The sequence below is a fragment of the Lentimicrobium sp. L6 genome (assembly GCF_013166655.1).
Taxonomy (GTDB): domain Bacteria; phylum Bacteroidota; class Bacteroidia; order Bacteroidales; family UBA12170; genus UBA12170.
The window spans coordinates 1-23103 of the sequence record NZ_JABKCA010000080.1 but is presented as its reverse complement, the minus strand read 5'-3'; the positions used below and the strand labels follow the sequence as shown (position 1 = coordinate 23103).

Annotated in this window: 22 protein-coding genes; 17 read left to right on the top strand and 5 right to left on the bottom strand. The window is 34.7% G+C overall.

All coding sequences use genetic code 11. The features are described from left to right. The first annotated feature begins 98 nt into the window (after nucleotides 1-98). The 11 genes from HNS38_RS17050 (at nucleotide 99) to HNS38_RS21260 (ending at nucleotide 10460) form a co-directional block, all read left to right on the top strand. Nucleotides 99-992, top strand: coding sequence for an NAD(P)-dependent alcohol dehydrogenase (locus HNS38_RS17050; RefSeq protein ID WP_172280826.1), 894 nt, complete (start codon nucleotides 99-101; stop codon nucleotides 990-992). Nucleotides 993-1169: 177 nt separating this feature from the next. Continuing rightward, nucleotides 1170-2795: a serine hydrolase gene (locus HNS38_RS17045; protein ID WP_172346799.1), complete on the top strand. Its 1626-nt coding sequence runs from the start codon at nucleotides 1170-1172 to the stop codon at nucleotides 2793-2795. A 153-nt stretch (nucleotides 2796-2948) separates the two neighbouring features. Further along, on the top strand, nucleotides 2949-3911 hold the full coding sequence (locus tag HNS38_RS17040; RefSeq protein WP_172280789.1) for an alpha/beta hydrolase: 963 nt from the start codon (nucleotides 2949-2951) through the stop codon (nucleotides 3909-3911). Further along, nucleotides 3893-4786 carry an SDR family NAD(P)-dependent oxidoreductase gene (locus HNS38_RS17035; protein WP_172280787.1) on the top strand — a complete coding sequence of 298 codons (894 nt, stop codon included), beginning with the start codon at nucleotides 3893-3895 and terminating at the stop codon, nucleotides 4784-4786. The genes HNS38_RS17040 and HNS38_RS17035 overlap by 19 nt, the downstream gene beginning before the upstream one ends. Before the next feature lie 34 nt (nucleotides 4787-4820). Then, entirely contained in the window at nucleotides 4821-6353 is a 1533-nt protein-coding gene (locus HNS38_RS17030) for a carbon-nitrogen hydrolase family protein (RefSeq protein ID WP_172346798.1), read from the top strand. Nucleotides 6354-6475: 122 nt separating this feature from the next. Continuing rightward, the gene (locus HNS38_RS17025) at nucleotides 6476-7180 is read left to right on the top strand and encodes a DUF4386 domain-containing protein (protein ID WP_172280783.1); all 705 of its coding nucleotides are present in this window, start codon (nucleotides 6476-6478) and stop codon (nucleotides 7178-7180) included. 205 nt (nucleotides 7181-7385) lie between these two features. Then, complete coding sequence (locus HNS38_RS17020; RefSeq protein ID WP_172280781.1) at nucleotides 7386-8045, top strand: class I SAM-dependent methyltransferase; 660 nt, start codon at nucleotides 7386-7388, stop codon at nucleotides 8043-8045. A 43-nt stretch (nucleotides 8046-8088) separates the two neighbouring features. After that, entirely contained in the window at nucleotides 8089-8541 is a 453-nt protein-coding gene (locus tag HNS38_RS17015) for a hypothetical protein (protein WP_172280779.1), read from the top strand. A gap of 204 nt (nucleotides 8542-8745) precedes the next feature. Then, nucleotides 8746-9435, top strand: coding sequence for a hypothetical protein (locus tag HNS38_RS17010; RefSeq protein ID WP_172280777.1), 690 nt, complete (start codon nucleotides 8746-8748; stop codon nucleotides 9433-9435). Between the two features lie 407 nt (nucleotides 9436-9842). After that, the gene (locus tag HNS38_RS20290) at nucleotides 9843-10052 is read left to right on the top strand and encodes a hypothetical protein (RefSeq protein WP_216663765.1); all 210 of its coding nucleotides are present in this window, start codon (nucleotides 9843-9845) and stop codon (nucleotides 10050-10052) included. An 18-nt stretch (nucleotides 10053-10070) separates the two neighbouring features. After that, nucleotides 10071-10460: a 2OG-Fe(II) oxygenase gene (locus HNS38_RS21260; protein ID WP_371742937.1), complete on the top strand. Its 390-nt coding sequence runs from the start codon at nucleotides 10071-10073 to the stop codon at nucleotides 10458-10460. 33 nt (nucleotides 10461-10493) lie between these two features. Here HNS38_RS21260 and HNS38_RS17000 read toward each other — a convergent pair whose 3' ends face one another. Both HNS38_RS17000 and HNS38_RS16995 read right to left on the bottom strand, forming a co-directional pair. Beyond that, on the bottom strand, nucleotides 10494-11522 hold the full coding sequence (locus HNS38_RS17000) for an asparaginase (RefSeq protein WP_172280774.1): 1029 nt from the start codon (nucleotides 11520-11522) through the stop codon (nucleotides 10494-10496). A gap of 3 nt (nucleotides 11523-11525) precedes the next feature. Continuing rightward, nucleotides 11526-12305: a TatD family hydrolase gene (locus tag HNS38_RS16995; RefSeq protein ID WP_172280772.1), complete on the bottom strand. Its 780-nt coding sequence runs from the start codon at nucleotides 12303-12305 to the stop codon at nucleotides 11526-11528. 275 nt (nucleotides 12306-12580) lie between these two features. On the opposite strand from HNS38_RS16995, the gene asnS reads away from it, so the two are divergent. Together asnS and rpoN are read left to right on the top strand one after the other, a co-directional pair. Then, a complete protein-coding gene (asnS, locus tag HNS38_RS16990; RefSeq protein WP_172346797.1) occupies nucleotides 12581-14020 on the top strand; it encodes an asparagine--tRNA ligase in 1440 nt (479 codons plus the stop codon). Nucleotides 14021-14127: 107 nt separating this feature from the next. Beyond that, the gene (gene rpoN, locus HNS38_RS16985) at nucleotides 14128-15579 is read left to right on the top strand and encodes an RNA polymerase factor sigma-54 (protein WP_172280768.1); all 1452 of its coding nucleotides are present in this window, start codon (nucleotides 14128-14130) and stop codon (nucleotides 15577-15579) included. A gap of 114 nt (nucleotides 15580-15693) precedes the next feature. On the opposite strand, the gene HNS38_RS16980 is transcribed toward rpoN, so the two are convergent. Both HNS38_RS16980 and HNS38_RS16975 read right to left on the bottom strand, forming a co-directional pair. Further along, complete coding sequence (locus HNS38_RS16980; RefSeq protein WP_172280766.1) at nucleotides 15694-16371, bottom strand: ABC transporter ATP-binding protein; 678 nt, start codon at nucleotides 16369-16371, stop codon at nucleotides 15694-15696. Then, nucleotides 16368-17285, bottom strand: a complete 918-nt coding sequence (locus tag HNS38_RS16975; protein ID WP_172346796.1) for an ABC transporter permease — start codon at nucleotides 17283-17285, stop codon at nucleotides 16368-16370. Before HNS38_RS16975 ends, HNS38_RS16980 begins: the two co-directional genes overlap by 4 nt. Nucleotides 17286-17396: 111 nt before the next feature. Here HNS38_RS16975 and HNS38_RS16970 point away from each other — a divergent pair, with 111 nt between their 5' ends. The 4 genes from HNS38_RS16970 (at nucleotide 17397) to HNS38_RS16955 (ending at nucleotide 21868) form a co-directional block, all read left to right on the top strand. Next, nucleotides 17397-17945, top strand: coding sequence for a GNAT family N-acetyltransferase (locus tag HNS38_RS16970; protein ID WP_172280762.1), 549 nt, complete (start codon nucleotides 17397-17399; stop codon nucleotides 17943-17945). Nucleotides 17946-18023: 78 nt separating this feature from the next. Further along, a complete protein-coding gene (locus HNS38_RS16965) occupies nucleotides 18024-19682 on the top strand; it encodes a tetratricopeptide repeat protein (protein WP_172280760.1) in 1659 nt (552 codons plus the stop codon). A 141-nt stretch (nucleotides 19683-19823) separates the two neighbouring features. Continuing rightward, complete coding sequence (locus HNS38_RS16960; RefSeq protein ID WP_172280758.1) at nucleotides 19824-19988, top strand: hypothetical protein; 165 nt, start codon at nucleotides 19824-19826, stop codon at nucleotides 19986-19988. 20 nt (nucleotides 19989-20008) lie between these two features. Continuing rightward, nucleotides 20009-21868, top strand: coding sequence for a T9SS type A sorting domain-containing protein (locus tag HNS38_RS16955; RefSeq protein WP_172346795.1), 1860 nt, complete (start codon nucleotides 20009-20011; stop codon nucleotides 21866-21868). Between the two features lie 85 nt (nucleotides 21869-21953). On the opposite strand, the gene HNS38_RS16950 is transcribed toward HNS38_RS16955, so the two are convergent. Then, a complete protein-coding gene (locus tag HNS38_RS16950) occupies nucleotides 21954-22934 on the bottom strand; it encodes a Gfo/Idh/MocA family protein (RefSeq protein ID WP_172280754.1) in 981 nt (326 codons plus the stop codon). Between the last annotated feature and the right edge of the window lie 169 nt (nucleotides 22935-23103).

Sequence of the window (23103 nt, the reverse complement as noted above, 5' to 3'; positions counted from 1 at the left end):
AAACTTAATTTTTGTCAGCTAAGATAAGGATTCCCCATAGTTTTTAATGTGACCCGTTTTTAGGACCCAAAGAAGTATCTGAAGATAAACCCTATATAATGGGAACAAATTTCTCTGGTATTATAGAATCGGTCGGTGAGGCTGTAAGCCAATATCATATTGGTGATGAAGCAATTGGTATTCCAACCAATACAGGTGATAGTGGTTCATGGGCTACATATAGAAGCATAGATCAAAAGGATATTCTATTAAAACCTACAGAATTATCTCATCAGGTAGCTGTTTCAATGATTATTGCTGGCTGTGTGGCCTATGACATGATCCTTTCCTCGAAAGTAAAAAAGGGAGATAAATGCCTTGTAGTTGGAGCTTCTGGAGGTATTGGAAGTGTAGTTACGCAAATACTTAAGGCTAAAGGTGCGATTGTTACAGGCCTTTGTAGTACACGTAATATTATAGCGGTAAAGGCAAATGGTGCAGATGATACGATTGACTACACCAAGGAGAATTTCAGTGAGGTTTTGGCCGCTCGGGGGGTAAAAATGGATTTGGTATTCGACTCCGTTGGTGGAAAAGAAATAGAAAAGAAATCTGTCAATGTATTACATAAGAAGGGAAAATTTGTAACTGTTTGTGGTCCTGAAAAATACATTGGCTCTAAAAAAATGAGTTGGGGCGAAGTGATTAGTATGTTAGCTTATATTTTGAAACGTTCTATCTTTTCTAAATGGGTTGGCCCTTCCTATATATTTTCCGGAACAACACCATCAACCACTATTAATGAAATGCTTGAATTTGTAATTCAACATAACATTAAGGTTCCTTTTGATAGAGTGATTTCCTTACAAATTGATGAATTTAAAGACGCTTTAAGGCATCTCGGGAATCGGAAAACAGGCTGCTATACAATTATGAATGCTGGATTTCAAGTTATAGTGAGTGTTAGAAACCTTGAAAAGAGGTGGAAAAAGCACTTGAAGAAATCAGGATGAAAACATAAAAGCCGTTATGGAATTATCTATGAAGTATATTAAGGACAAGTAAGTATTATTACCATTTTAATTTTTGCCGTCCACTAAAAATCATCCTTAAGGATGATTCATTATTGACATTCACACCTTTATTTTGCAGCATCAATATTTTTTATCAAACAATTAATTTTTAAAGCAATGAAACGTATCTTAAATATTGTATTTACCCTCATAATTATTCATCCTATGCTAGTAGCCTCCGAACCCCTTGATTATTGGCCAACAAAAGCCTGGAAAACCTCCACTCCTGAGGTCCAAGGAATGGATTCTGAAAAGCTTTCCAAAATGATGGAGTACTATCAAAAGCATTTTGCTGAAGAAGAAAAGCAAATGATTGAGTCCGTCGCTATTATTAGAATTGGATACATCGTAGCAGATATCTATACTAACCCTAATTACAATGGAGAAGATGTTCATATCATTAACTCTTGTACAAAAAGCATTATGTCTGCCTTGGTAGGTATTGCTATTGAAAAAGGTTTTATTGAGAGCGTGAACACACCCATTGTGGAGTTGCTTGATACCACCGGCCTAGATTCTATTTCTCAGCAATTGCGTATGGTAAGCTTGAAAGATTTGCTAAGCATGCAAACAGGTTGGCACGCTCGTGATTCATATGTTTATCAATGGGTGGGGCTTTTCGAAATGCAAAAAACAAGCAATTGGACACAACATGTTTTGAATCGATCCTTTGAGACAAATCCTGGTGAACGATTTGAATACAGCAACATGGCCTCTTATATGTTGTCAGCCATCATTGCTAAAAACACTGGATTAAACACGCTTGATTTTGCAAAGAAATATCTCTTTTCTCCACTAGGAATAGATGAAGTACGATGGGATAAAAGTCCAGAAGGCGTCTATGTAGGCTTTGCAAGAATGTGGCTAAAACCTCACGACATGGCTAAGATTGGTCATCTCTATCTTCATAAAGGTTTGTGGGATGGGCAGCAAATCATTTCCGAGAAATGGATTGAAGAATCTACAACGGTACAAAGCTTCCCTAAAAAATACCGCTATGTGTACACTGATGAAATGAAAGTGGATTACGGCACTAGCGGTGGGTTGTGGCTAATGACACGCCTAGGAAGACCTTTTACTGATGGATATGGTTATCAATGGTGGTTAGGGAAAGATGGCTCATATGCCGCGGTTGGTGTAGGTGGCCAGTTTATTATGAATTACCCAAAGTACAATCTTACGGTTGTATTCACAAGTAAATTGAAAGGGGTAAAAACCTTCTTCCCTTATAAAATGTTCAAGAAGTTTATTGTTGCTTCCATCAAATCTGATTCTGAAATTGCTCCCAATTCAACTGCATATAACAAATTATTGGAGCTTTCTATGCCAATTAGATGCTCTAATCAACAAGTAAAAAAAGATAGCCTTCCTTCCATCGCAAAATCTATTTCTGGAAAGACATTTATTTTAGATACAAACCCTTGGAATTACAGCGATTTAGAATTTCAATTTAATGACAAGATGGATTATGCCAATATCAGATATTCCTACAAACATGGAGAAAAGGTATACTATCGGATAAGCTTAACAGATAGCATCCTAAAAACAAAATCTGGAGAAGAAATATTTATTGCCAGTGGCACTTGGACAAGTGAAACAACCTTTATCATTAATTACGAGCGTGTAGGATATTCTTCATTAGGCCAATGGGAGTTTACGTTCACAGATGAGAACACAGTAAACGTAAAAGAAAGTGGCCAAACTGGGGTTTATATCTACAAAGGTATTTGTCAAGTAAGATAAAGTCCAGCATTCAACCATATTTATATCCTAATACAATATTGTCAAAACATCACAAAAAAATAATCTTGATATTATGCAATCAATAAATTCTTCTATCAAAAGTCTAAACCTTCAAAAAACAAGATTAACTATAAAAACTAAATAATTTAAATCATGGGAAGCATATTAATATCATTAGCAATTTATTTCGGAATAGCCTCTGGTCTTATTGCAATTGATAAAAAGCCAGAAAATGAAAGTTTGGAACAAAATCAATTGGTGTTTGATGAGTTAGTAATTGATTATTCAAGTATTCCACCGCTTGACACATTTTTATGTAGAGATGACGTATATCTAGATTATAGATATTATCCATCCAAATCAGAAGTTGTTATCATTTTGCTACATGGCTCAGGTTGGCACAGTAAGTATTTTTTGCCTTTAGCTAATTATTTGAGTGAGCAGAGTCTGGCTCATGTTTACACACCAGATTTAAGAGGACATGGTATTAATCCTATGAAAAGGGGTGATATAGTTTATATTAAACAATACGAAGATGATTTAGCTGATTTGATTAAACTGGTAAAGAAAAAACATCCGGACTCAAAGATAATTTTAGGCGGACATTCATCAGGGGGAGGTTTGGCAATTCGTTTTGCAGGATGCAAATATGGTGATCAAGTTGATGCGCTTTTACTTTTAACACCATACCTTAAATATAATGCTCCTACAATTAAACCCGGATCAGGAGGTTGGACATCCGTGCATTTACCACGAATTATTGGCTTGTCAATGTTAAACAATGTATTTATAAAAAGATTTAATCATTTGCCGATAATCGATTTCAATATGCCAAAAAAACATCGGGATGGAACAGAAACCCTCACTTATTCTTATCGACTAAATACTGGATATGCACCTAAAAATTATAAAAGGGATTTTAAATCAATGAATCAGAAAGTATTACTTCTTGTAGGTAGCAATGATGAAGCAAATATTCCTCATGAATATGAACCAACAGTTTCACAATACAAAGAGGATGCAATTGTCAAAATTATTGATAATGTATCTCATATGGGATTAGTAATGGGTGAAGAGGTGAGACCTGTAATAAAAGAATGGATTATAAAACTATAAAAGAAAATATCATGAAAAATAAAACGTGTTTTATAACCGGAGCTAATTCCGGAATCGGGAAACAGGCCGCAATTCAATTAGCACGAGCCGGATTGCATATAATAATGGGGGCTCGTAATAAACAACGTGGTGAGAGTGCACTTTCTGAAGTTATAGAGAAATCAGGTTCGGGAAATGTTGAATTACTCGAGATTGATATGTCTTCCAGAAAATCAATTTTTAGTGCATCAGAATTACTACACCGGAAAATTGAAAGTCTTGATGTATTAATCCATAATGCCGCTGACTTTGATATTTCACATAAACAGCCAAAAAAGTCAGAGGATGGAGTTGAAACAATTTGGGCAACAAATCACATAGGACCAATTCTTTTAACAAATTCAGTGATGGATTTGATTAAGAACAGCCTTCAGGGAAGGATTATTACAATTGCCTCACAAGGATTAGTAATACATTCAAAACTTACTATAGACATACAGGATCCGGAATTTAAGAGTAGAAAATTTAGTGTAACAAAAGCTTATTATCAATCGAAACTCGCACAGGTAGTGTATACCTATTGGCTTGCCGAACAATTAAAAGATACTGCCATTACTGTTAATTGTATTCGGGTAACAAATGTGAAAGTCGACACAAGTCGCTACCCAAATATTTCAGGATTTATGAAATTTCTTTATTCAATAAAAAGTAGATTTTCAATTTCTCCTGAGGATATGGCAAAAACTTATGCTTATTTGGCGACATCAACAGATTTAATTAAGACAACAGGAAAATATTTTAATGAGAAAAATAATATGGTGAATTCTTCACCATATAGCTTGGGTAAACAAAATATTGATGCTGTACTGAATTTATCCATGAGCTATTGTGATTAAAAATCTTAAATCGTTTAATTAAAATTTTATAGTTATGATTACCAAAAAACATTTACCGATAGTCTATTTCCTACTGGGTTTCGGAATTTTCATGTTTACCCGATTAAGTAACCTTGTTCCATTTATAAATATTGCCATATTAATTGCTCCAATATTTATTCTACGATTTATACGAACTCAACCCAGAAAGAAAGGAGTATGGCTAACTCTTTTAGGTTTTATTCTAAGCATGAATATTGCGCTGTGGGGCTTATTCAATTTTGATGAGCAATGGATGACCATTGTTTTTGGTGGCATTAGAAGTACTTTGCTAGCCATTATTTGGTTTTTGCCTTTTATGATGGACCGACTGATCTACCCAAGGTATAAGAACAAGGGGATTATTTCAACCTTAATATTTCCAATAGTAACAACAGCAATGTTCTATATAACTTCTTTGGAAGGACCGTTTGATGATGGAGGAGGAACATTAAGTTCTTTTAGTTACGATTATCATTCATTGGCATTTAACCAGGTTCGATCTCTTTTTGGTGTTTGGATTCTTGTCTTTATTCACTCTTGGTTGTATGCCATGGTTAACTTTCTATGGGAAAATGAATTTAATTGGAAAGCTATAAGAATACCATCATTAGTATTTGCTATGGTATTTGTTGCGGTTTTTATATATGGAGGTGTGAAAATTTCAGATAACGCTGAAAAGGAAACAGTAAAGATTGCTGCCATAGTTCTTGTACCTGAAGACGGAGAGATAATTCCTATGTCGAGGATATTTGATACTAGAACCACGTCACCATTTGAGGAAACCATTTCAAAAATTGAGATGCTCACTAATAAAGCCGTTGGTCAAGGAGCAAAAATTGTTTCTTTTCAGGAATTTGCAATGGTTATTGAATATAAGGAAGAGGATAGATTAAAAACAGAATACCAACGTATAGCTATGGAGAGCAATGCCTTCTTAAGTATTACATATGCATATTTTGGTGACAATGAAAAAGGAGAGAACAAGCATTTATTTATTAATGGGAAAGGTGAGATACTATTAGATTATACCAAACGATATCTATTAGGTATTGGTGATTTTGGAGAAACAGCTGTTTTCAGAAAAGGAGCTGAAATTATCCAATCTGCGGAGACACCTTACGGAACCATTGGAATTACAATTTGTAAAGATATGGGGTATCCTTCTTTTATCCGTCAAGCGGGAAAACAAGGTGTAGATATAATGCTCAACCCGTCTTACGATTGGCCCAGGAGCTCCACTCCCTGGTATCTAACGGGAGCTATAGAAAATGGGTTCTCATTTGTTCGTCCAAGCTATAACGGTTATTCATATGCATCTGATTATAATGGCAAACTAATAGCTCATATGAATTTCAATGAAACAAAAGATGGAATAATGTATGCAGATGTGCCCACAAAGGGTGTTAAAGTTTTATATCCGAGAATCGGTGATTTGCTAGGTTGGACAAGTCTAATAGCAATGTTTTTACTTATTGGTTTAATTATTTTCACTGAAAGAAACTTAGCAAAAACATTGGAACCGACTGCTCAGAATAAAAACAAATGAATATGATAAAAAAGAGTAAAAATCATGAAAACAATTATATCTATACTTCTAATATTAAGTTTTAACCAGGATAGCATTTGGGGTTCAAGTTTTAATAAAACTAGTAGAAAACATTAAAAATTATGAAAAAATCAAATTTATACACAGAGGGTGTTGAACTTCAAAAAACAGTCAAAGTTGCAGGTATAGCCTACTTATTAATCATCATTGTGCCCTTATTATCAATGCTTATTATTGAACCAATAATCACAGTAAGTGGTGATATTGTAGCAACGATTAATAATATTATTGCAAACGAAGTATGGTATCGGGTAGATACTACCATTACCTTGCTAATGTATGTTGGGGTTGTACTTTTATCTTTATCACTTTACACCATACTGAAACCTGTAAATAAGCAACTTGCACAATTAGCTTTGCTTTGGCGTTTTGCTGAAGCTCTTGTAGGAATATTTGCAACGCTTAGTAGTTTTATTCTTTTACTATTTATCAAAGGAGAGAACAATATTGAAAAATTTGGCACAGACCAATTTTATGCCTTGGCTGAGTTTATCCATGGAATTCATTGGGAGGTAACCGTTAGTATCTTCGTTTTATTGGCTTTAGGATCCATTATTGTATTTTATCTTTTTTTAAAATCTAAACTTATTCCAAAAGCTTTATCTATTTGGGGAATTATATCCTATTCACTTGTACTTATTGGAGCGCTGATAAGTCTCATCTTTTCAGGAAATACCTATATGATATTAGGTTCACAGACGATCCTTTTTGAAATTGTGATTGGTTGTTGGTTGTTATTTAAAGGTTTAAATATTTCAAATAATTAAACTGATATGCTCGTTGAAACTATGAAAATGCACGAGCACACACACACACAATTTGTATAATTCATAAGGGTTTTCGAGCGTTTACGCTCGCCTCAGATTTGGCGGTTAACCAGATAAGTTTGAGCACCGTAATCCCTTACGACGCCATGCATGCAACGTTATGCGTCATGCTAAAAAAGAGATTCGTCCATAAAAAATGATAAAAATGTTTAAAGTAAAACCAGAAAAGATAAAGTACACTGATGTTTTTAAATTACCATCAAACTATACTGATAAAATGAATAAGGAGTATAACTGGATGGCGAAAGGATATGATGCTTTTATGACCATTTTTCCACTCTGGAAAAAATGGATTAAAAAAGTAATCCCCCATATTCAGGGGAATAAGATACTAGAAGTCTCCTTTGGAAGTGGATATTTGATGAAACAATATGCATCAGAAAAATATGAAATCCATGGTATTGATTATAACGATAGAATGCTTGAGATTACTCAAAAAAAAATGAAAAGAATAAATATTGATGCACATCTTTCAAAAGGTAATGTCGAAAAACTTCCATATGAAGATAATACTTTTGATACTGTAATAAATACCATGGCTTTCACAGGTTATCCAGATGGAGATAAAGCCATGCGTGAATTGGAACGAGTATTAAAACCTGATGGTAAATTATTGCTTGTTGATTTTAACTACCCAATCAATAGAAACCTATTTGGCTATTGGATTGTAAGATTATGGGAAAAATTTGGTGATATTATAAAGGATATTAACTCTTTATTGGTCAAATATGGTCTGGATTATGAATCTTTTAGTATAGGTGGATTTGGAAGTGTTCAATTATTTATCGCACGAAAAAAATGCTGATAATGAAAAATAATTAACTAGGTATGAACAAGAAGAATCAATTATGCAAATAAAGAAATTAAAAGTTCACGGAAGCATTAGCATGCTGCTGTTTTTTGCATGTATCGGAATTGCTGACTATGCACTTTTCAATTACTCGAAAATACTTGGATTAATATACTTAATGATTGTTATTGTTGGTTTTAGTTTTATAGCACTTACATACTGCACTAAATGCCCAATAAGAGAAAGATGCAATCACTTGATACTTGGGTTTGTCTCAAAACTTAGAGAATATAATTACAATAGCTACACAAATCTTGATATTATTTCAACATTATTTGCCGTATTGGTTATTGCTTTTCCACAATATTGGATGTTTGAAAGTTTCTATTTGTTTCTTATCTTTTGGATTCTAATGTTAATTGCAGGGGTTGAAATTTTCTTCGTTGTTTGTTCAAAATGCGGAAATAAGAAATGTGCATTATGTAGGGTTGATTGTGAAAAATATGATTGAATTATTATGACAGAATATTTTTAAAGAACAACTGAATAGTAAAGCACGAACGCACAACAGCGCATAAAAAATAATTGCCGTATGTCCATAATATCAAGGGTTGAAGCCCGCATAAGCTTTAGTGGTTTTGAGAGTTTTGAAACCCGAATTCGGCAACTATTCTTATGCAAACGTTAGCGGTCGTTTTACACACAAAAGGAAACATTGAAAAAAGTAATCAAAAAGGTCATTCTAGGTTGGCTAGCAGTTATTGGAATTGGCTGTTTGAGTTGGATAGTACTGTTAATAAATCCAAATCTTTCCTATGATCATCAAACACAATTTGATATAGTCACCATTTTTCATAACCAAGAATTAGAGGAGAAAACTGAAGTGATATTAAAAGGTGTAATAGAGATTTTAAAAACATCAGAGTTGTATGACGAGAGTTTAAATATTCAATTGTACTTAAATGATGATAGAATCTACACAAATCTATATCCAATATTTGGCACTCCAATAGCTTATGGCTTGTTAAATAAGACGATTGTCAAAAATGGCGATTTTAAATTTAATGAAAACATGATCGAAGTTCAATGGAAACCAAATAGTGCGCTTCAAAAGTATAATTTAACATGGCTATTGGCACATGAATTCACCCATAATATGCAGCAAATTAATAATCTAACTTATACCATTAGAACGACTTTCCCAGCAAAAATTAATTGGAAACTTGAAGGGCATGCTGATTACATAGCTAGAAGATTTAAAGAGGATGGAAAATTAAAAGGAAAAATTGGGAAATATTTGATTGAAGCAGATAGAGAATCCAATGGATTAGCCCCAATTAAAGATGAAGCAGGTACTTATTTGACTGATGGCAACTATATATATGCTCTGGTAATACAGTACTAAATGGAAGTAAAAGGAATGAACCTGAGTGAAATTTGCAAACATGAAACAGATTTTGATGAATTATTCTCACAGATGATTGAATGGAGTGAGCAATAAAAACGATCGCTAACATTGCTGCAATCAACATAAGTGCTTTAGAGGTTACAAGAAAGTTTTTTGCAAGAAATTATAAATACAATTAACTAGCATATTATTATTCCTTTGATCAAAATATTATAACAAAGCAATAAAAAATAATTTCACCAACCAGTGGTGTAAATAAAAGTGTAAATACAATATGTAACTGCTTTGTTATTAGGTAAAAAGATTATTTTCAGCAAACAGATAAAGTGATTCAAAAAATGCCGTCCTTGCATAAGATCCTCGATGTGCTTTGGCCCATTTAGGTTGATACTAAAAAACATATGATGGATGAGCAAGAGTTGCTGGAGCAAGGTCAGTTTGAGCAGCTGATTCAAGGGCTTTTAGATGACAATTATGGTTGCTGTGATGATTTTTACCCTGCGCAAATCATTGACGGTTTAAGAAATAACATGAAAGATTTGTATGCCGCAGGAAACATGAAGCATGCAGGTATTGGCCGTCAAAAAGATTTCCAAAAAGATAAACGAATTTGAGGTGATAAAGTTAGATGGATAGAACAAAACAGCACAAATCCATTTGAGGAGGTTTATTTAAGAAAAATATGGAGGTTTATCAATTATTTAAATATAACATGCTTTACCTCCATCAAATCGTTTGAAGGTCATTATGCCAATTATGAGTTGGGGAGCTTTTATAAAAGGCACCTCGATCAGTTTAAAAGTGAGAAGGGACGAAAATATACTTTGGTCTTTTATTTAAATCAGCATTGGAAAATAGAAGATGAAGGCCATTTGTCTTTATATTCACTATTGGGTGCTCAAAAAGATATTCTACCAATAGAAGGACGCATGGTGTTTTTTAGGAGCGATGAAATGGAGCATGAGGTCCATCCTTCATTAACCCGGGAAAGAAAAAGTATTACAGGCTGGCTGAAAGACTAAAAGATTTGAGGCTTTAAATGGTGGGCTAAGCAGTTATTCCGTCATTTCACCACGCCAGTCTTTTTCCATTCTTTTGGCGATTTCTTTTTTTGAAGAATATTTCCCAAGGGTGACCATTAGTTTGGTGATGGCAGCTTCTGTGGTCATGTCTTTACCATTGAGAAGTCCAATTCTTTTTAATTCGGAGCTGGTTTCGTATTTACCCATATCCACTGAGCCTCCTCGGCATTGACTGATATTAACAATGGTTATTCCTTTATCGATGGCCTGTTTGAGTTCATTTAAAAACCAATCTTCGGTTGGGGCATTCCCCGATCCAAAAGTCTCTAAAACCACTGCTTTCAAGCCTTCAGCATTTAGCATAGAATGAAGGATGCATTTAGAAATCCCAGGAAATAGTCGGATAATCAAAACGCCAGATTCTAAACTTCTATTAATTTTTAGCTTCTTGAAATTGGGTTTCCTGATGTTGTTCTTCCAATAGCGAATATTCACACCCACTTCGGCTAGAGGAGGGTAATTCACAGACTTAAAGGCTTCAAAATTCTCCGCATTAAACTTATAGGTTCTATTGCCTCTAAATAATTGATTCTCAAAATAAATAGCTACTTCTGGAATGATAGGCGTTTCTTCGTCTTTGGCAGCAGCAAGTTCTAAACTGGTGATGAAGTTTTCGCGACCATCGGTACGTGGAATTCCAAGTGGAAGCTGGGAGCCAGTGATTATAACCGGTTTATTCAGGTTTTCTAGTATAAAGCTCAATGCCGAAGCCGTAAACGACATGGTATCGGAACCATGAAGAATAACAAAACCATCATAATTCTCATAATTCTCCTCAATCACCTCACCCAATTTCACCCAAAGCTCAGGTTTCATATTGGCGGAATCAATAATGGGGTCAAAAGAATAGGAGTCAATTTTAAAGTTGAATAAATCTAAAGAAGGAATGTGGTCGTGTAATTCGTTGAAATCTACCGGAATGAGTGAGCCAGTGGAAGGATCTTTAAACATTCCTATGGTACCTCCTGTATAAATCACTAAAATTGAAGCTTGATTTTCCATCGTCTAAATATTTTCAAAATTAAATAAATCCATTGCATTCTTGGTGGTGATATCGGCCACTTCTTCTATCGAAATTCCTTTTAATTCTGCGAGTTTTTGCGCTACTAATGCTACATAAGCCGACTCGTTTCGCTTTCCTCTATTGGGGACTGGAGCTAAAAAAGGAGCGTCAGTTTCCAATATCAGGTGAGATAAACTAATATCTTTAATTTCTTCTCGAAGAGTAGAATTCTTAAAAGTTAAGACTCCTCCGATTCCAAGTTTAAAATGGTAATCATTGATGATTTTCTCAGCTTGGGCCTTGTTGCCACTGAAACAGTGAAAAACACCTCTCAGTTTTGGGTTCCAAACTTCATCCATCAATTCAAATATCTCATCAAAACTATCTCTGGAGTGGATAATGATGGGCAAATCGAATTCTAAAGCCCAATCTATTTGTTTCTTGAAAGCGATTTTTTGTTGCTCATAAAAACTCTTGTCCCAATACAAATCGATACCCATTTCCCCAATAGCCATATATTGACCGTTTTTCAACTCCTCATAACAAGCTTTAAGCTCCTCCTCAAAATTCTCTTTAACAGAAGTGGGATGCAAACCCATACTTGCTACACAATAATCAGGAAATTCCCTCCTCATTTTTTGAATCTTAGGAATAGATTCGCTGTCGATATTAGGGAGTATCATTTTTTGAACGCCCTGTTGAGAAGCCCTTTCTAGCATTTCTGCACGGTCTTCATCAAATTCTGGAAGATATAAATGAGTATGTGTATCTAGTAAAATCATGGAGGCAAAGATAATATTTTTAGGAGGCAGAGTTATAGGTGAAAATTGGATTTTATTTTGATGAAACAACCTTTAGCAAGTGGTTTAATCCTTTATAATTTTTGGAGGTAGATACTTTGTTGGACTTTGTTCACAGTATCTATCGAAGTGGCTATAATAATAACAGTATTTGACCTTTTCTAGAAAAGACCAGCTTATTTCTTCCATCTTGAAATAAAACCTAGCCTCTTTTGATTCTATTTTCTATTTTTGCACTTCATTAAAATAATAAGACGATGAAACGCACGGAGATTAAAGCCCTGCTACAAGAGGCAGAGGTAGGAAAAAAGGTGAACGTAAAAGGTTGGGTACGTACCAAAAGAGGTAGTAAAAATGTGGCTTTTGTAGCCCTTAATGATGGTTCTGTGATTCATAATATCCAGATTGTGGTGGATTTGGAAAAATTTAATGAAAATGATTTGGCACAAGTAACTACTGGAGCATCTATTTCGGTAGATGGTGAAGTAGTAGCTTCGCAAGGAAGCGGACAAAAGGTTGAGGTTGTTGCAGAGAAACTAGAGGTTTTGGGTGCTGCAGATCCTGAAAAATATCCACTTCAAGCTAAAAAACATAGCCTAGAGTTTTTACGCGATATCGCACATCTTCGATTTAGATCCAATACTTTTGGTGCGATTACTCGTATTCGCCACTCCATGATTTTTGCTGTACATAAATTCTTCACCGAAGAAGGATTCTATAATATTCACACACCTATTATCACTGGTAGTGATGCTGAAGGCGCTGGAGAAATGTTTCATGTTTCTACCCTAGATCCTAAAAGCCCTCCTCTAAACGAAGAAGGAAACATAGATTATAAAAAGGATTTTTTTGGTAAGGAAACCAACCTAACTGTTTCAGGGCAATTAGAAGTGGAAACAGCATGTATGGCTATGAGTAAGGTTTATACTTTTGGTCCTACTTTTAGAGCTGAGAACTCTAATACTACACGTCACTTGGCTGAGTTCTGGATGATTGAGCCAGAGATTGCTTTTGCCGATTTAGAAGAAGATATGGATTTGGCTGAAAAGTTCATTAAATACCTACTTCAGTATGCTCTTGACAATTGTATGGATGATTTAGAATTCCTGAGCAAAAGATTAGAGGAGTCTGAAAAAGGTAAAAAAGCTGACGAGAAATCAATGGAGTTGATTGAGAAATTGAAATTTGTTTTGGCCAATGATTTTGAGCGGGTAACCTATACCGAGGCCATTCAAATTCTAAGAAATAGTAAGCCTAATAAGAAAAAGAAATTCCAGTATCTTATTGATAGCTGGGGTGCTGATTTACAAAGTGAGCACGAGCGTTTCTTGGTAGAGAAGCATTTTAAAAAGCCAGTGATTCTTACCGATTACCCCATGAACATCAAAGCTTTTTATATGAAGCAAAACGAGGATGGAAAAACAGTGAGAGCCATGGATGTTCTTTTTCCTCAAATTGGTGAAATAATTGGCGGTTCTCAACGAGAAGAGAATTATGATAAATTGGTAGAAAGAATGAAAGCCATGGATATTCCTGAGGAAGAAATGTGGTGGTATTTGGATACCAGGAAGTTTGGTACTGCTGTACATAGCGGTTTCGGATTGGGTTTTGAAAGACTCATGTTATTCGTTACGGGAATGGGCAATATCCGCGACGTGATTCCTTTCCCAAGGACTCCTCAAAATGCAGAATTTTAGATTGTTCTAAAACGATATTTTAATTGCTATCCGAAATAAATCTTAATATTAGAAATGCCTTCGGATAGCGTTTTTTTTATACCTTTACCTCAGTATTAAAACGAAAAATGCAACAACTAAGACTATCGCAAAAGCTGCTTCAAAAATTGTCACCACAGCAAATTTTATTAATGAAATTGCTGCAGGTTCCTTCTGTTGCATTGGATCAAAGAATAAAGCAGGAGATTGAAGAAAATCCAGCCTTGGAGGACAATAGCCAAGAAATGGTAGACGAGCATGCTCCTTCTGATAATAATGACGATAATAATGATGATTCAAGTTCTGATGACGAATTTGACATTACAGATTATGTGGATGCAGATGATATTCCAGACTATAAATTAAGCTCTAATAACTACCCAGAAGAGGATAAGAAATCCATTCCTTTTGCCAATACCATTTCGTTTTACGAGATGCTAAGAGCTCAATTAACAGATGCCAGTTTTAATGAAAGACAACATGTAATAGCAGAAACCATTATCGGAAATATTGACGATTCTGGTTATTTGGAAAGAGATGTGGAGTCCATGGTGGATGATCTGGCTTTTACTCAAGGTTTATCAGTAACTGATGAGGAAGTGGACCAGGTTTTAAAAGGGATTCAGAAGTTTGAGCCCGCAGGAGTTGGGGCAAGAAACCTACAGGAATGTTTAATCATTCAGTTGAAGAGAAAAGACACGTCAGATCCATTTATCTTTATGGCAATTAAAATTTTAGAAAGACATTTCGATGCCTTTACTAAAAAGCATTATGATAAGATTCTGAAGAAATTAGAAATAAGTGAGGAGGCTTTGAAATCATCTGTAGATGAGATTCTGAAATTGAATCCTAAACCCGGAAATTCCTTATCTGAAACAGCAAAAACCAATCATTATATCATCCCCGATTTTATTCTTACAACAACTGATGGAGAATTGATCTTGAGTTTGAATTCGAAAAATGCACCTGAACTCAAGTTGAGTAGGACTTATAAAACCATGTTGGAGAATTATTCTGTATCGGGTAAGAAATCCAAGAAGGATAAAGAAGCCATGCAGTTTGTGAGGCAAAAGATAGACTCCGCAAAATGGTTTATCGATGCCATTAAACAGCGTCAGCATACCTTATATACTACCATGCAAGCTATTTTGGAGTTTCAGTATGATTATTTTCTTACAGGAGATGAAACCAAGCTTCATCCCATGATTTTGAAGGATATTGCAGATAAAGTAGGCCTAGATATTTCAACCATTTCGAGAGTGGCCAATAGCAAATATGTGCAAACTAGCTTTGGCACCATTCTTTTGAAAACCTTATTCTCTGAATCCTTAAAAACAGATAGTGGAGAAGATGTTTCTACTAAAGAAGTGAAGCAGATTCTTAGTGATATGGTGGATGCTGAAGATAAGCAAAAACCAATGACTGATGAACAATTGGTTAACTTCCTCAAAGAAAAAGGTTATCAAATTGCCCGTAGAACGGTGGCTAAATATCGGGAACAGCTTAATATTCCGGTAGCACGCCTTCGTAGGGAATTATAGAGGTCTAAATGACAGAATAGTTTAATGCTTTAAAGATTGAAATAGGGTGTTTTGCCGACTCCTCAATTCTCTCACTCGCCAATTCAATATTGGTTTTTGAAATCCCATATTCCACTATATCTTCATGTTTTTTAAGCGATCTCCAATCATGAAATCACGCATTTGCTTGTCCAACTCCCGAAACTGATCCTTCCTTACTCTCTGCACAAACTCACCTTCTTTTAGAAGATGAATCTCGTGGCAAGTCTCCTCCAAAGTAGAGAAAATATGAGAGGAAATGAATAATGTTTTTCCAGCGTTTTTCCATTTTTTTATCATCTCTAAAATGACCATATTGCTATGGATATCAACACCATTAAAAGGTTCGTCGAGAATGAGAACATCATTATTTTGAAGCAGTAAAGCCGTTAAGGCCAATTTCTTTTTCATCCCCGTGGAATAGGTATCGGCATATTGATTTAAGGGTAAATCGAAAATGTTTCTCTCCTCAAAATCTTTCACCAAAATATCTCTAGCATTACATATCAATTGAAGGTGTTCTTTGGCGGTAACTCTCGATAGAAAATAGGGATTGGTTTCCATTAAGCCGACATGATTTTTTAGGATGTCAAACGGACTATCTATTTCTCCACTAAAGCTTTCCAATCCAGCAAAACATCTGAAAAGAGTGGTTTTCCCAGCTCCATTTTCTCCAACAATTCCATAGGCTTTTCCCATTTCAAAACCCATATTTATCGATTTCAAAACGTCTATTTTTCCATAGCTTTTTACTAAGTTTTGGATTTGTATCATTTAAGAATAGGATTTAGGTTTTTTAAAGATTGTTTATAGAAATAGATGATAGCGATAATAAGAATGGGAGGAAACCATAAGCTAAGTCCAAATAATACCATTTGAGGCAAATTAATTTCTTTAGGATACGCAGAGTATTTAGCCAAAATAATGGTCGTCATGAGGAGGGCATTCATAAAAAATATTCCCATTAAAATAATATATCGCTCCGGAAAATAGATGCTTAAAAGCACTAAAATTGGTAAGAGAGCTAGACTTGAGTTAATTAGGTTTTCTTTTATCTTCTGCCAAAGAAATGCTTTAGGGTTTTTAGCGAATATCCAGACGAAATATTGGTGTTCCGGCTTGAAATAATAGGACATATGAGTGATGACAAGGACGCCTATGGCAAAGATTCCCAAATTGAAATTCCCTACTCCTATAGATTTGTAAACAAGGAAATAAACCATTGGATATATTAAGAATAGCTTTCTAAATCCCATAGTAAATTCAAAAGGGAGTCGTGAAAATGGACTTGGGAGACTCACCGACCATTTGTTTTGTAATGGAACGAAAACTAAAATTAATGAAAGAATGAGGATAGAAATGGCCATGATAAAATCCTGATAGTAAAGTAAAAATAGCACAAAAGGACTAATGTGTAATAAGTTTTCAATAAGTCTAATTCTATAAAACTTGGATTTGGAAAAACAAAGATTCAGGAATTCGTTTCTCTGCTTTTCGTTAAATCCGCTTGCAATAGAGAGGCCAATAAAGCCAAATATATAATTGGCATAAATGGTCTTTTGAAATAGAAATAATGTTCCAAATATCAAGGCCAATAACATAATGCCCATCCCTAAAAAAGGATGGATTCCCATTTCCGCTATTTTGCGATAATATCTTTTATACTGGATTTGAAAATAGAATTTCATTGCTGCTAAATTATAACAAATGAAATTATTGGTTTGTTAAAAATCCCTAAGACTTGTTTCTAAATGATAAAACCTTGTTCTTTGAAATTAAAATCCACATATAATTTAAATATGAAACGCATCGATATATTTAATTCATCACCTTTATTCATTACAGCGAGATTAGTGATCAAACCTTGGCAGGTTTTGGAGAAAAAAGCACTTTCTAAACAGATATTGTTGGAGGAGGTGAATAATATTCTTTCACCAAATGTGATCAAAGATTTACCTGATTCATGGCAGAATTTAAATAGTTTAGAAGAGATAGAAGAGTGGGTAAATGATCGAAATCAAGAAGGTTATTTTTATGGAATAGAATATTTAGAATCCAATGAGCTAGTGGGTTTGTTATTTCTATATGCAGAAAATACAACTTTAATAGACGACACTATTGCTTTACGCTTAGGTTATCTTTTAAAAGAATCGAAATGGGGAAAAGGATTGGCCAGTGAGATGATAGCAGCGCTCATTTTATGGAGTAAGGACCAAATGTCAATTCGCTCTATTTCTGCTGGTGTAGAAGTTGGAAATATTGGCTCCATTAAAGTACTTGAAAAGAATGGCTTTGTCAAGTCAAACCACGAAATGCCCATTGGAGTTCTTCTTTATGAATTGAGATAAAGAGATTGAAAATATGTCTAAACACCTCTAAATATTGTTATTTTTGTGAATCATCAAAAAAAAACTGAATTTCTACCTATGAAATTAAGGTTCACCATATCATTATTTGTTATTCTTTTAACGAATGTTTTATCGGCCAACTCTTTTCAGCCCAATAAAGATTCCATACTCAAAGTCTATCAAGGCTCTAATAATGATAGTATTAGTGTTTACGCTTTAGTGGAATTGTCACGTGTGTATAGTTCTTCGGATATTGAAAGGTGTATATTGTATGCGGAGGAAGCTGTGGATGTTGCCATTCATAGTGCCAAGGAGCCATTGAATGCTTATGCCATGTTCAATGCTGGTAATGCTTATTTCTATCAGGGAATGTACGAAACGGCTACCAATTATTTTTATAAATATCTAGATATTCAAATTAAGAACAACAATAAACCTGGTAAAGCTTACGCTTATTCAAACATTGGAGCCATTAGAATTAAAATGGAGGATTTTGATGTGGCCAAGCAGAGCTTTGTTAAGGCGTTAAAAATTCTTCAAGAACTATCCTTAGAAAGTGACAAAGTAGAATACAAATTACAAATGCCCAATATTCTCAATAATTTGGGAATTGTCCACCAAAATTTGCAAGACTACGATTCAGCATTGTGGTATTATAGAAAAGGTTTGAGTTTGGCTAGATTCTCTACTGAAGAACAGTATTTTAAAGCTTCAGCCTATAATAATATAGGTGGTTTGTTTCTCGACTCTGGGAATGCTGATAGTGCCTACCTTCCTATAAAGAAGGCCATAGAGATTAGAGAAAATTTAGGGGATTTGTATGGCCAAGCTGCATCGCATAATCGTTTGGCTCATTATTTTCAAAGGAAAGAAAATCATGAAAAGGCCAGATTTCACCTTTATCGAGGCTGGGACTTGGCAAAAGAGATAGGAAGTATCGATCTTCAAAATACCCTTTCCGAAAATATCTATCTTTATTATGATGAGTTGTTAAAACCTGATTCAGCATTAGTATATTACAAAATTCATAATCAGTTAAAAGAGGTGATTAATAATACAGAAACACTCAAGCAGCTCACACGTCTTGAATTAACTATAAAATTTAAGGAGAAAGAAAAGCTTGCCCATATAGAACAGGAACGACTGAATTCCATTTATCTATTCACAGCATTTATCTTAGTGCTCTTACTATTGGTTTTTATCCTCCTCTATTTTTTCCTCAATAACCGAGTGAGAAGGTTGAATCTAGAAAAACACAATATGGCACTTACTGCCAAAAACTCCAATCTTGAGAAAGAGAATCTTAAAAAAGAGTTAGAGATTCGAAACAAAGAATTAACTACTCATGTGATGAGTATCATTCGTAAAAATGAACTCATAGGTCAAATAGTTCAATTATTATCCGGTAAAATGAATTCGGATAATGAATCCTATCTTCATCAAATCATTAAAGATTTAAACGATATTCAAGACGAATCGATATGGAATGAATTCGAAATCCGTTATCAACAAGTCTATAACGAATTCTATGAAAAACTTCAAGAAGTGAGTCCAAATTTAAGTATCAATGAACGAAGACTTTGTGCCTTTCTACGATTAAACATGACCACCAAAGATATAGTGTCCATCACCGGCCAAAGCCAGAGAAGTGTCGAAGTGGCCCGCACCCGATTGAGAAAAAAACTTCAAATCACCAATTCTGATATTAGCTTAATAGAATTTCTTACCTCTTTATAACATTCTTTAAATCAGTATTTAAATCCTTATGTAGCAGTGATGTAGTAGTGATATTTCTGTGCGTAGTAGCTATGTGCTAGCGCTTTCTTTTTCAGTCTTCCTCAACTTATCTAATATTGCGCAATCAATTTTTTCAGCTTTATGGAAAGTAATAAAACAATGAGTAATAGGGAGTCCAATGAAAATCCAAACATCAATGAATTTTTAGATAGGAAAGAATTGGAAAATAGAGTTTTGAAAAAGCTTTTGCTCGCTATAGAAAAAGATCAAGAAAAGAAATCACAACAAATTAAAAAAAGTATTTAATAAATTAAATGTCAAATCTTATGAAAAATAGAGTTACTAATTTAATGACCGTATTAGGAATGACCTTCCTTATTATTATGGCATCTAGTTTTCAATTATCAGCACAGCAAAAACAATCTTGTGAAGATGTGAAAACATGTAATAATAAGGAGTGGAGTTCTCAGAAATCGGCAGATGAATTCAAAACTAAACAATATAAAGACGGGAATGTGGTGCTTACCGAAATGATAGGTGAATATCTTTTTCCGTCAGGAATTGATGCTACTGGGAAACATGTCATCATTCAAACATTTGGATCCGGTGAACAAAGCTTTTATTGGAATGCGCAAGAAGGAGTGACTGCTTTCGAAGGTAAAGGAACTAAAATGGCCGCTAATGGAAAAGTTGCTGGTGATTTTCTCAATACTGATTTTCCACAAGGAACCGCAGTTACAGGTGGATATTATAGTCTAGATGATCAAGAATGGACTTTCCTCGGAATTAACCCAGAATATCCAAACTTAACATCAGAAGATTATAATAGTGTTTGGGGACAAAGTGATGATGGTTCAACTTTAGTTGGACTACAATTATTTGATGGTTGGTCAGCTACCGCTTTTAAATGGACTGAGGATGGTGGATATGAAAATATTGGAGACGATTTGCCTTTAGATTCACGTGCTTCAGGAATAAGTAGAAATGGAGAAGTTATTTTTGGTTGGACCAGTCATGAATTTGGTTATTGGATGCCAGTGATTTGGTCTAATGATACTTATACACTAATCAATGGTGAAGAATCTGGTGAAGTAATGGCTGCATCTGCTGAAGGAAACATTGTAGTAGGGAAAGCCGATGAAAGTGCTTTTTCTTGGAGTGAAGCGAGTGGATATGAAACTTTTGGTTCTTATGATGACTATCCAACTATTGTAATGGAAGACGGCAGTGCATTTGGTTTTACTGGTGTATTCCCTCCTCCAGTTAGAAGAGCATTTTATAGAAGCCCTGAAGGAAGCATGGGAACTTTCAACGATTATGCAGAGGCACGAGGAATGGAAAATGCACAAGCTTGGACTTTCTATAGCGTTAATGATGTAACCCCTGATGGTAATGTGTTTATTGGAGCGGCTATTAATCCCGATGGAAATGATGTGTCATTTATTCTAGATTTTAATGCCAGTTCTAATCCTGAATATACCTTAAACCTAAGTGTTGAACCGCAAGAAGCTGGTGAAGTAACAGGGAGTGGTGTTTATGAAGAGGGATTAAGTGTAGAGATTTCTGCCACAGCAAATGAGGGTTATTCTTTTGTAAACTGGACTAGAGAGGATGGAACTCTTGTGTCTTCTGAGGCAACAACAAGTATTATCATGCCAGCAAATGATTATTCCCTAATTGCAAATTTCTCTGTGGATATAGTTTATTATACTTTGATATTAGAAATGGATCCTGAAAATGCAGGGGAAGTAACTGGGGCTGGCTCTTATGAAGCTGGAGAAGAAGTAAATATTACCGCTGAAGTAACAGGTTATTTTGCCTTTGATAACTGGACCAATGAAATGGGAGATGTGGTTTCGGAAGATGTAAACACAATCATTATCATGCCATCCCAAGATTTAACTTTAACAGCAAACCTTCATTCAACAGTTGGAATTTCTGATGTGTTATCCAATAACATTTTTGTTTATCCAAATCCAGCCTGGGAAAGTATAACAATAAAAGGAATGAGTGAAAAGATGACTCATTTAAATATAATTAATGCAATGGGACAAACTGTATTGCATTCAGTATTGACAAGTGAAAAACAAACACTCGATATTTCTGAATTATCCTCTGGAATTTATATGATACAAATTACCGATGGTTTAAGAATTATTGAAAATAAAAGACTCCTCATTAAATAGATGGTTTTTTTTATGTGTTAGAATAATTTGAGTTGTGAACGGGTGGAGGTTTTCTTTCGCCCGTTCTTGTTTTTAAACTCATTTTTTATTCACCATAAGTCAATCCAATTTGAGACCGAATTCTATCTAAAGTTTTAATAAGATCTAAACTCATCTGATGTGGCATTTTGGAACTTTCTGTTTTATAATTCCTCAAACAGGATATCACTTCCCTGATTTCGTGGTAATATCCATGGCCAATATAATCTATTTGAATAGTTTCGTTTTTTTGGCCGTTTAGTTTTATGGAGAGCTTTTTGCTATGATGAAAATTCTTATGCATTTTTATGCTCCCCTTAGTTCCATAAATATATGCTTCCACAGGGGTGGCGGATTCAATACTAGATTCTAAAATGGCCTTTTCACCATTTGGGTAGTCAAAAAGCATAGCACAATAAGAATCTACTTGTGACTTGGTCATCTGTGCTTTTGCTATTATTTCTTTGGGGAGGCCCAAAAGTAACAAACTGAGATATACAGGGTAGATACCCACATCTAATAAGGAGCCCCCTCCAAGTTTTTTATTGAAGAGTCTTCTGTTTGGGTTTTTGTCTGCAATAAATCCAAAATCGGCTCTAATATGTTTGATTTCTCCTAAGGTGTTTTGGTCAACAAGTTCCAGAAGCTTTTCAGTAGCTGGAATAAAACGAGTCCATAGCGCCTCCATCAAGAATAAGTTTCTTTTTTTGGCTTCAGTTATCATGTTTTCTACTTCTTTGGAGTTCATGCCAAATGCTTTTTCACATAAAACCGATTTCCCCGCCTTTAAGCACATCATGGTATTCTCATAGTGGAAAGTATGAGGAGTAGCGATATATATAATATCTACTTCGGAATCATCGGCCAAGTCTTGATATGAGGAATAGGCTTTTGCTGATTGATATTGTAGCGCAAAATTCCCAGCATTATGGGGGTCTCGAGATGCAACAGCTTCTAAAGAGCTACCATCGTCTAATAATAAATCTGAAGCGAATTTATGTGCGATATTTCCTAATCCTAATATGCCCCATTTTATAATTTTGGCCATGCTTGTTGTGTTTTGTAGTTTTATTTAGTTCTAAAATTTAAAAATAGCCAAATTTTTTAAACAAGGGAATAGAGCTTGATTTAATCCCTGATGGGAATTGATGGGAGATAAATGACAGGGCAAACGCGTACTTTTATTTTTCTAATTATTTTTAACAAAGCTAACGCGG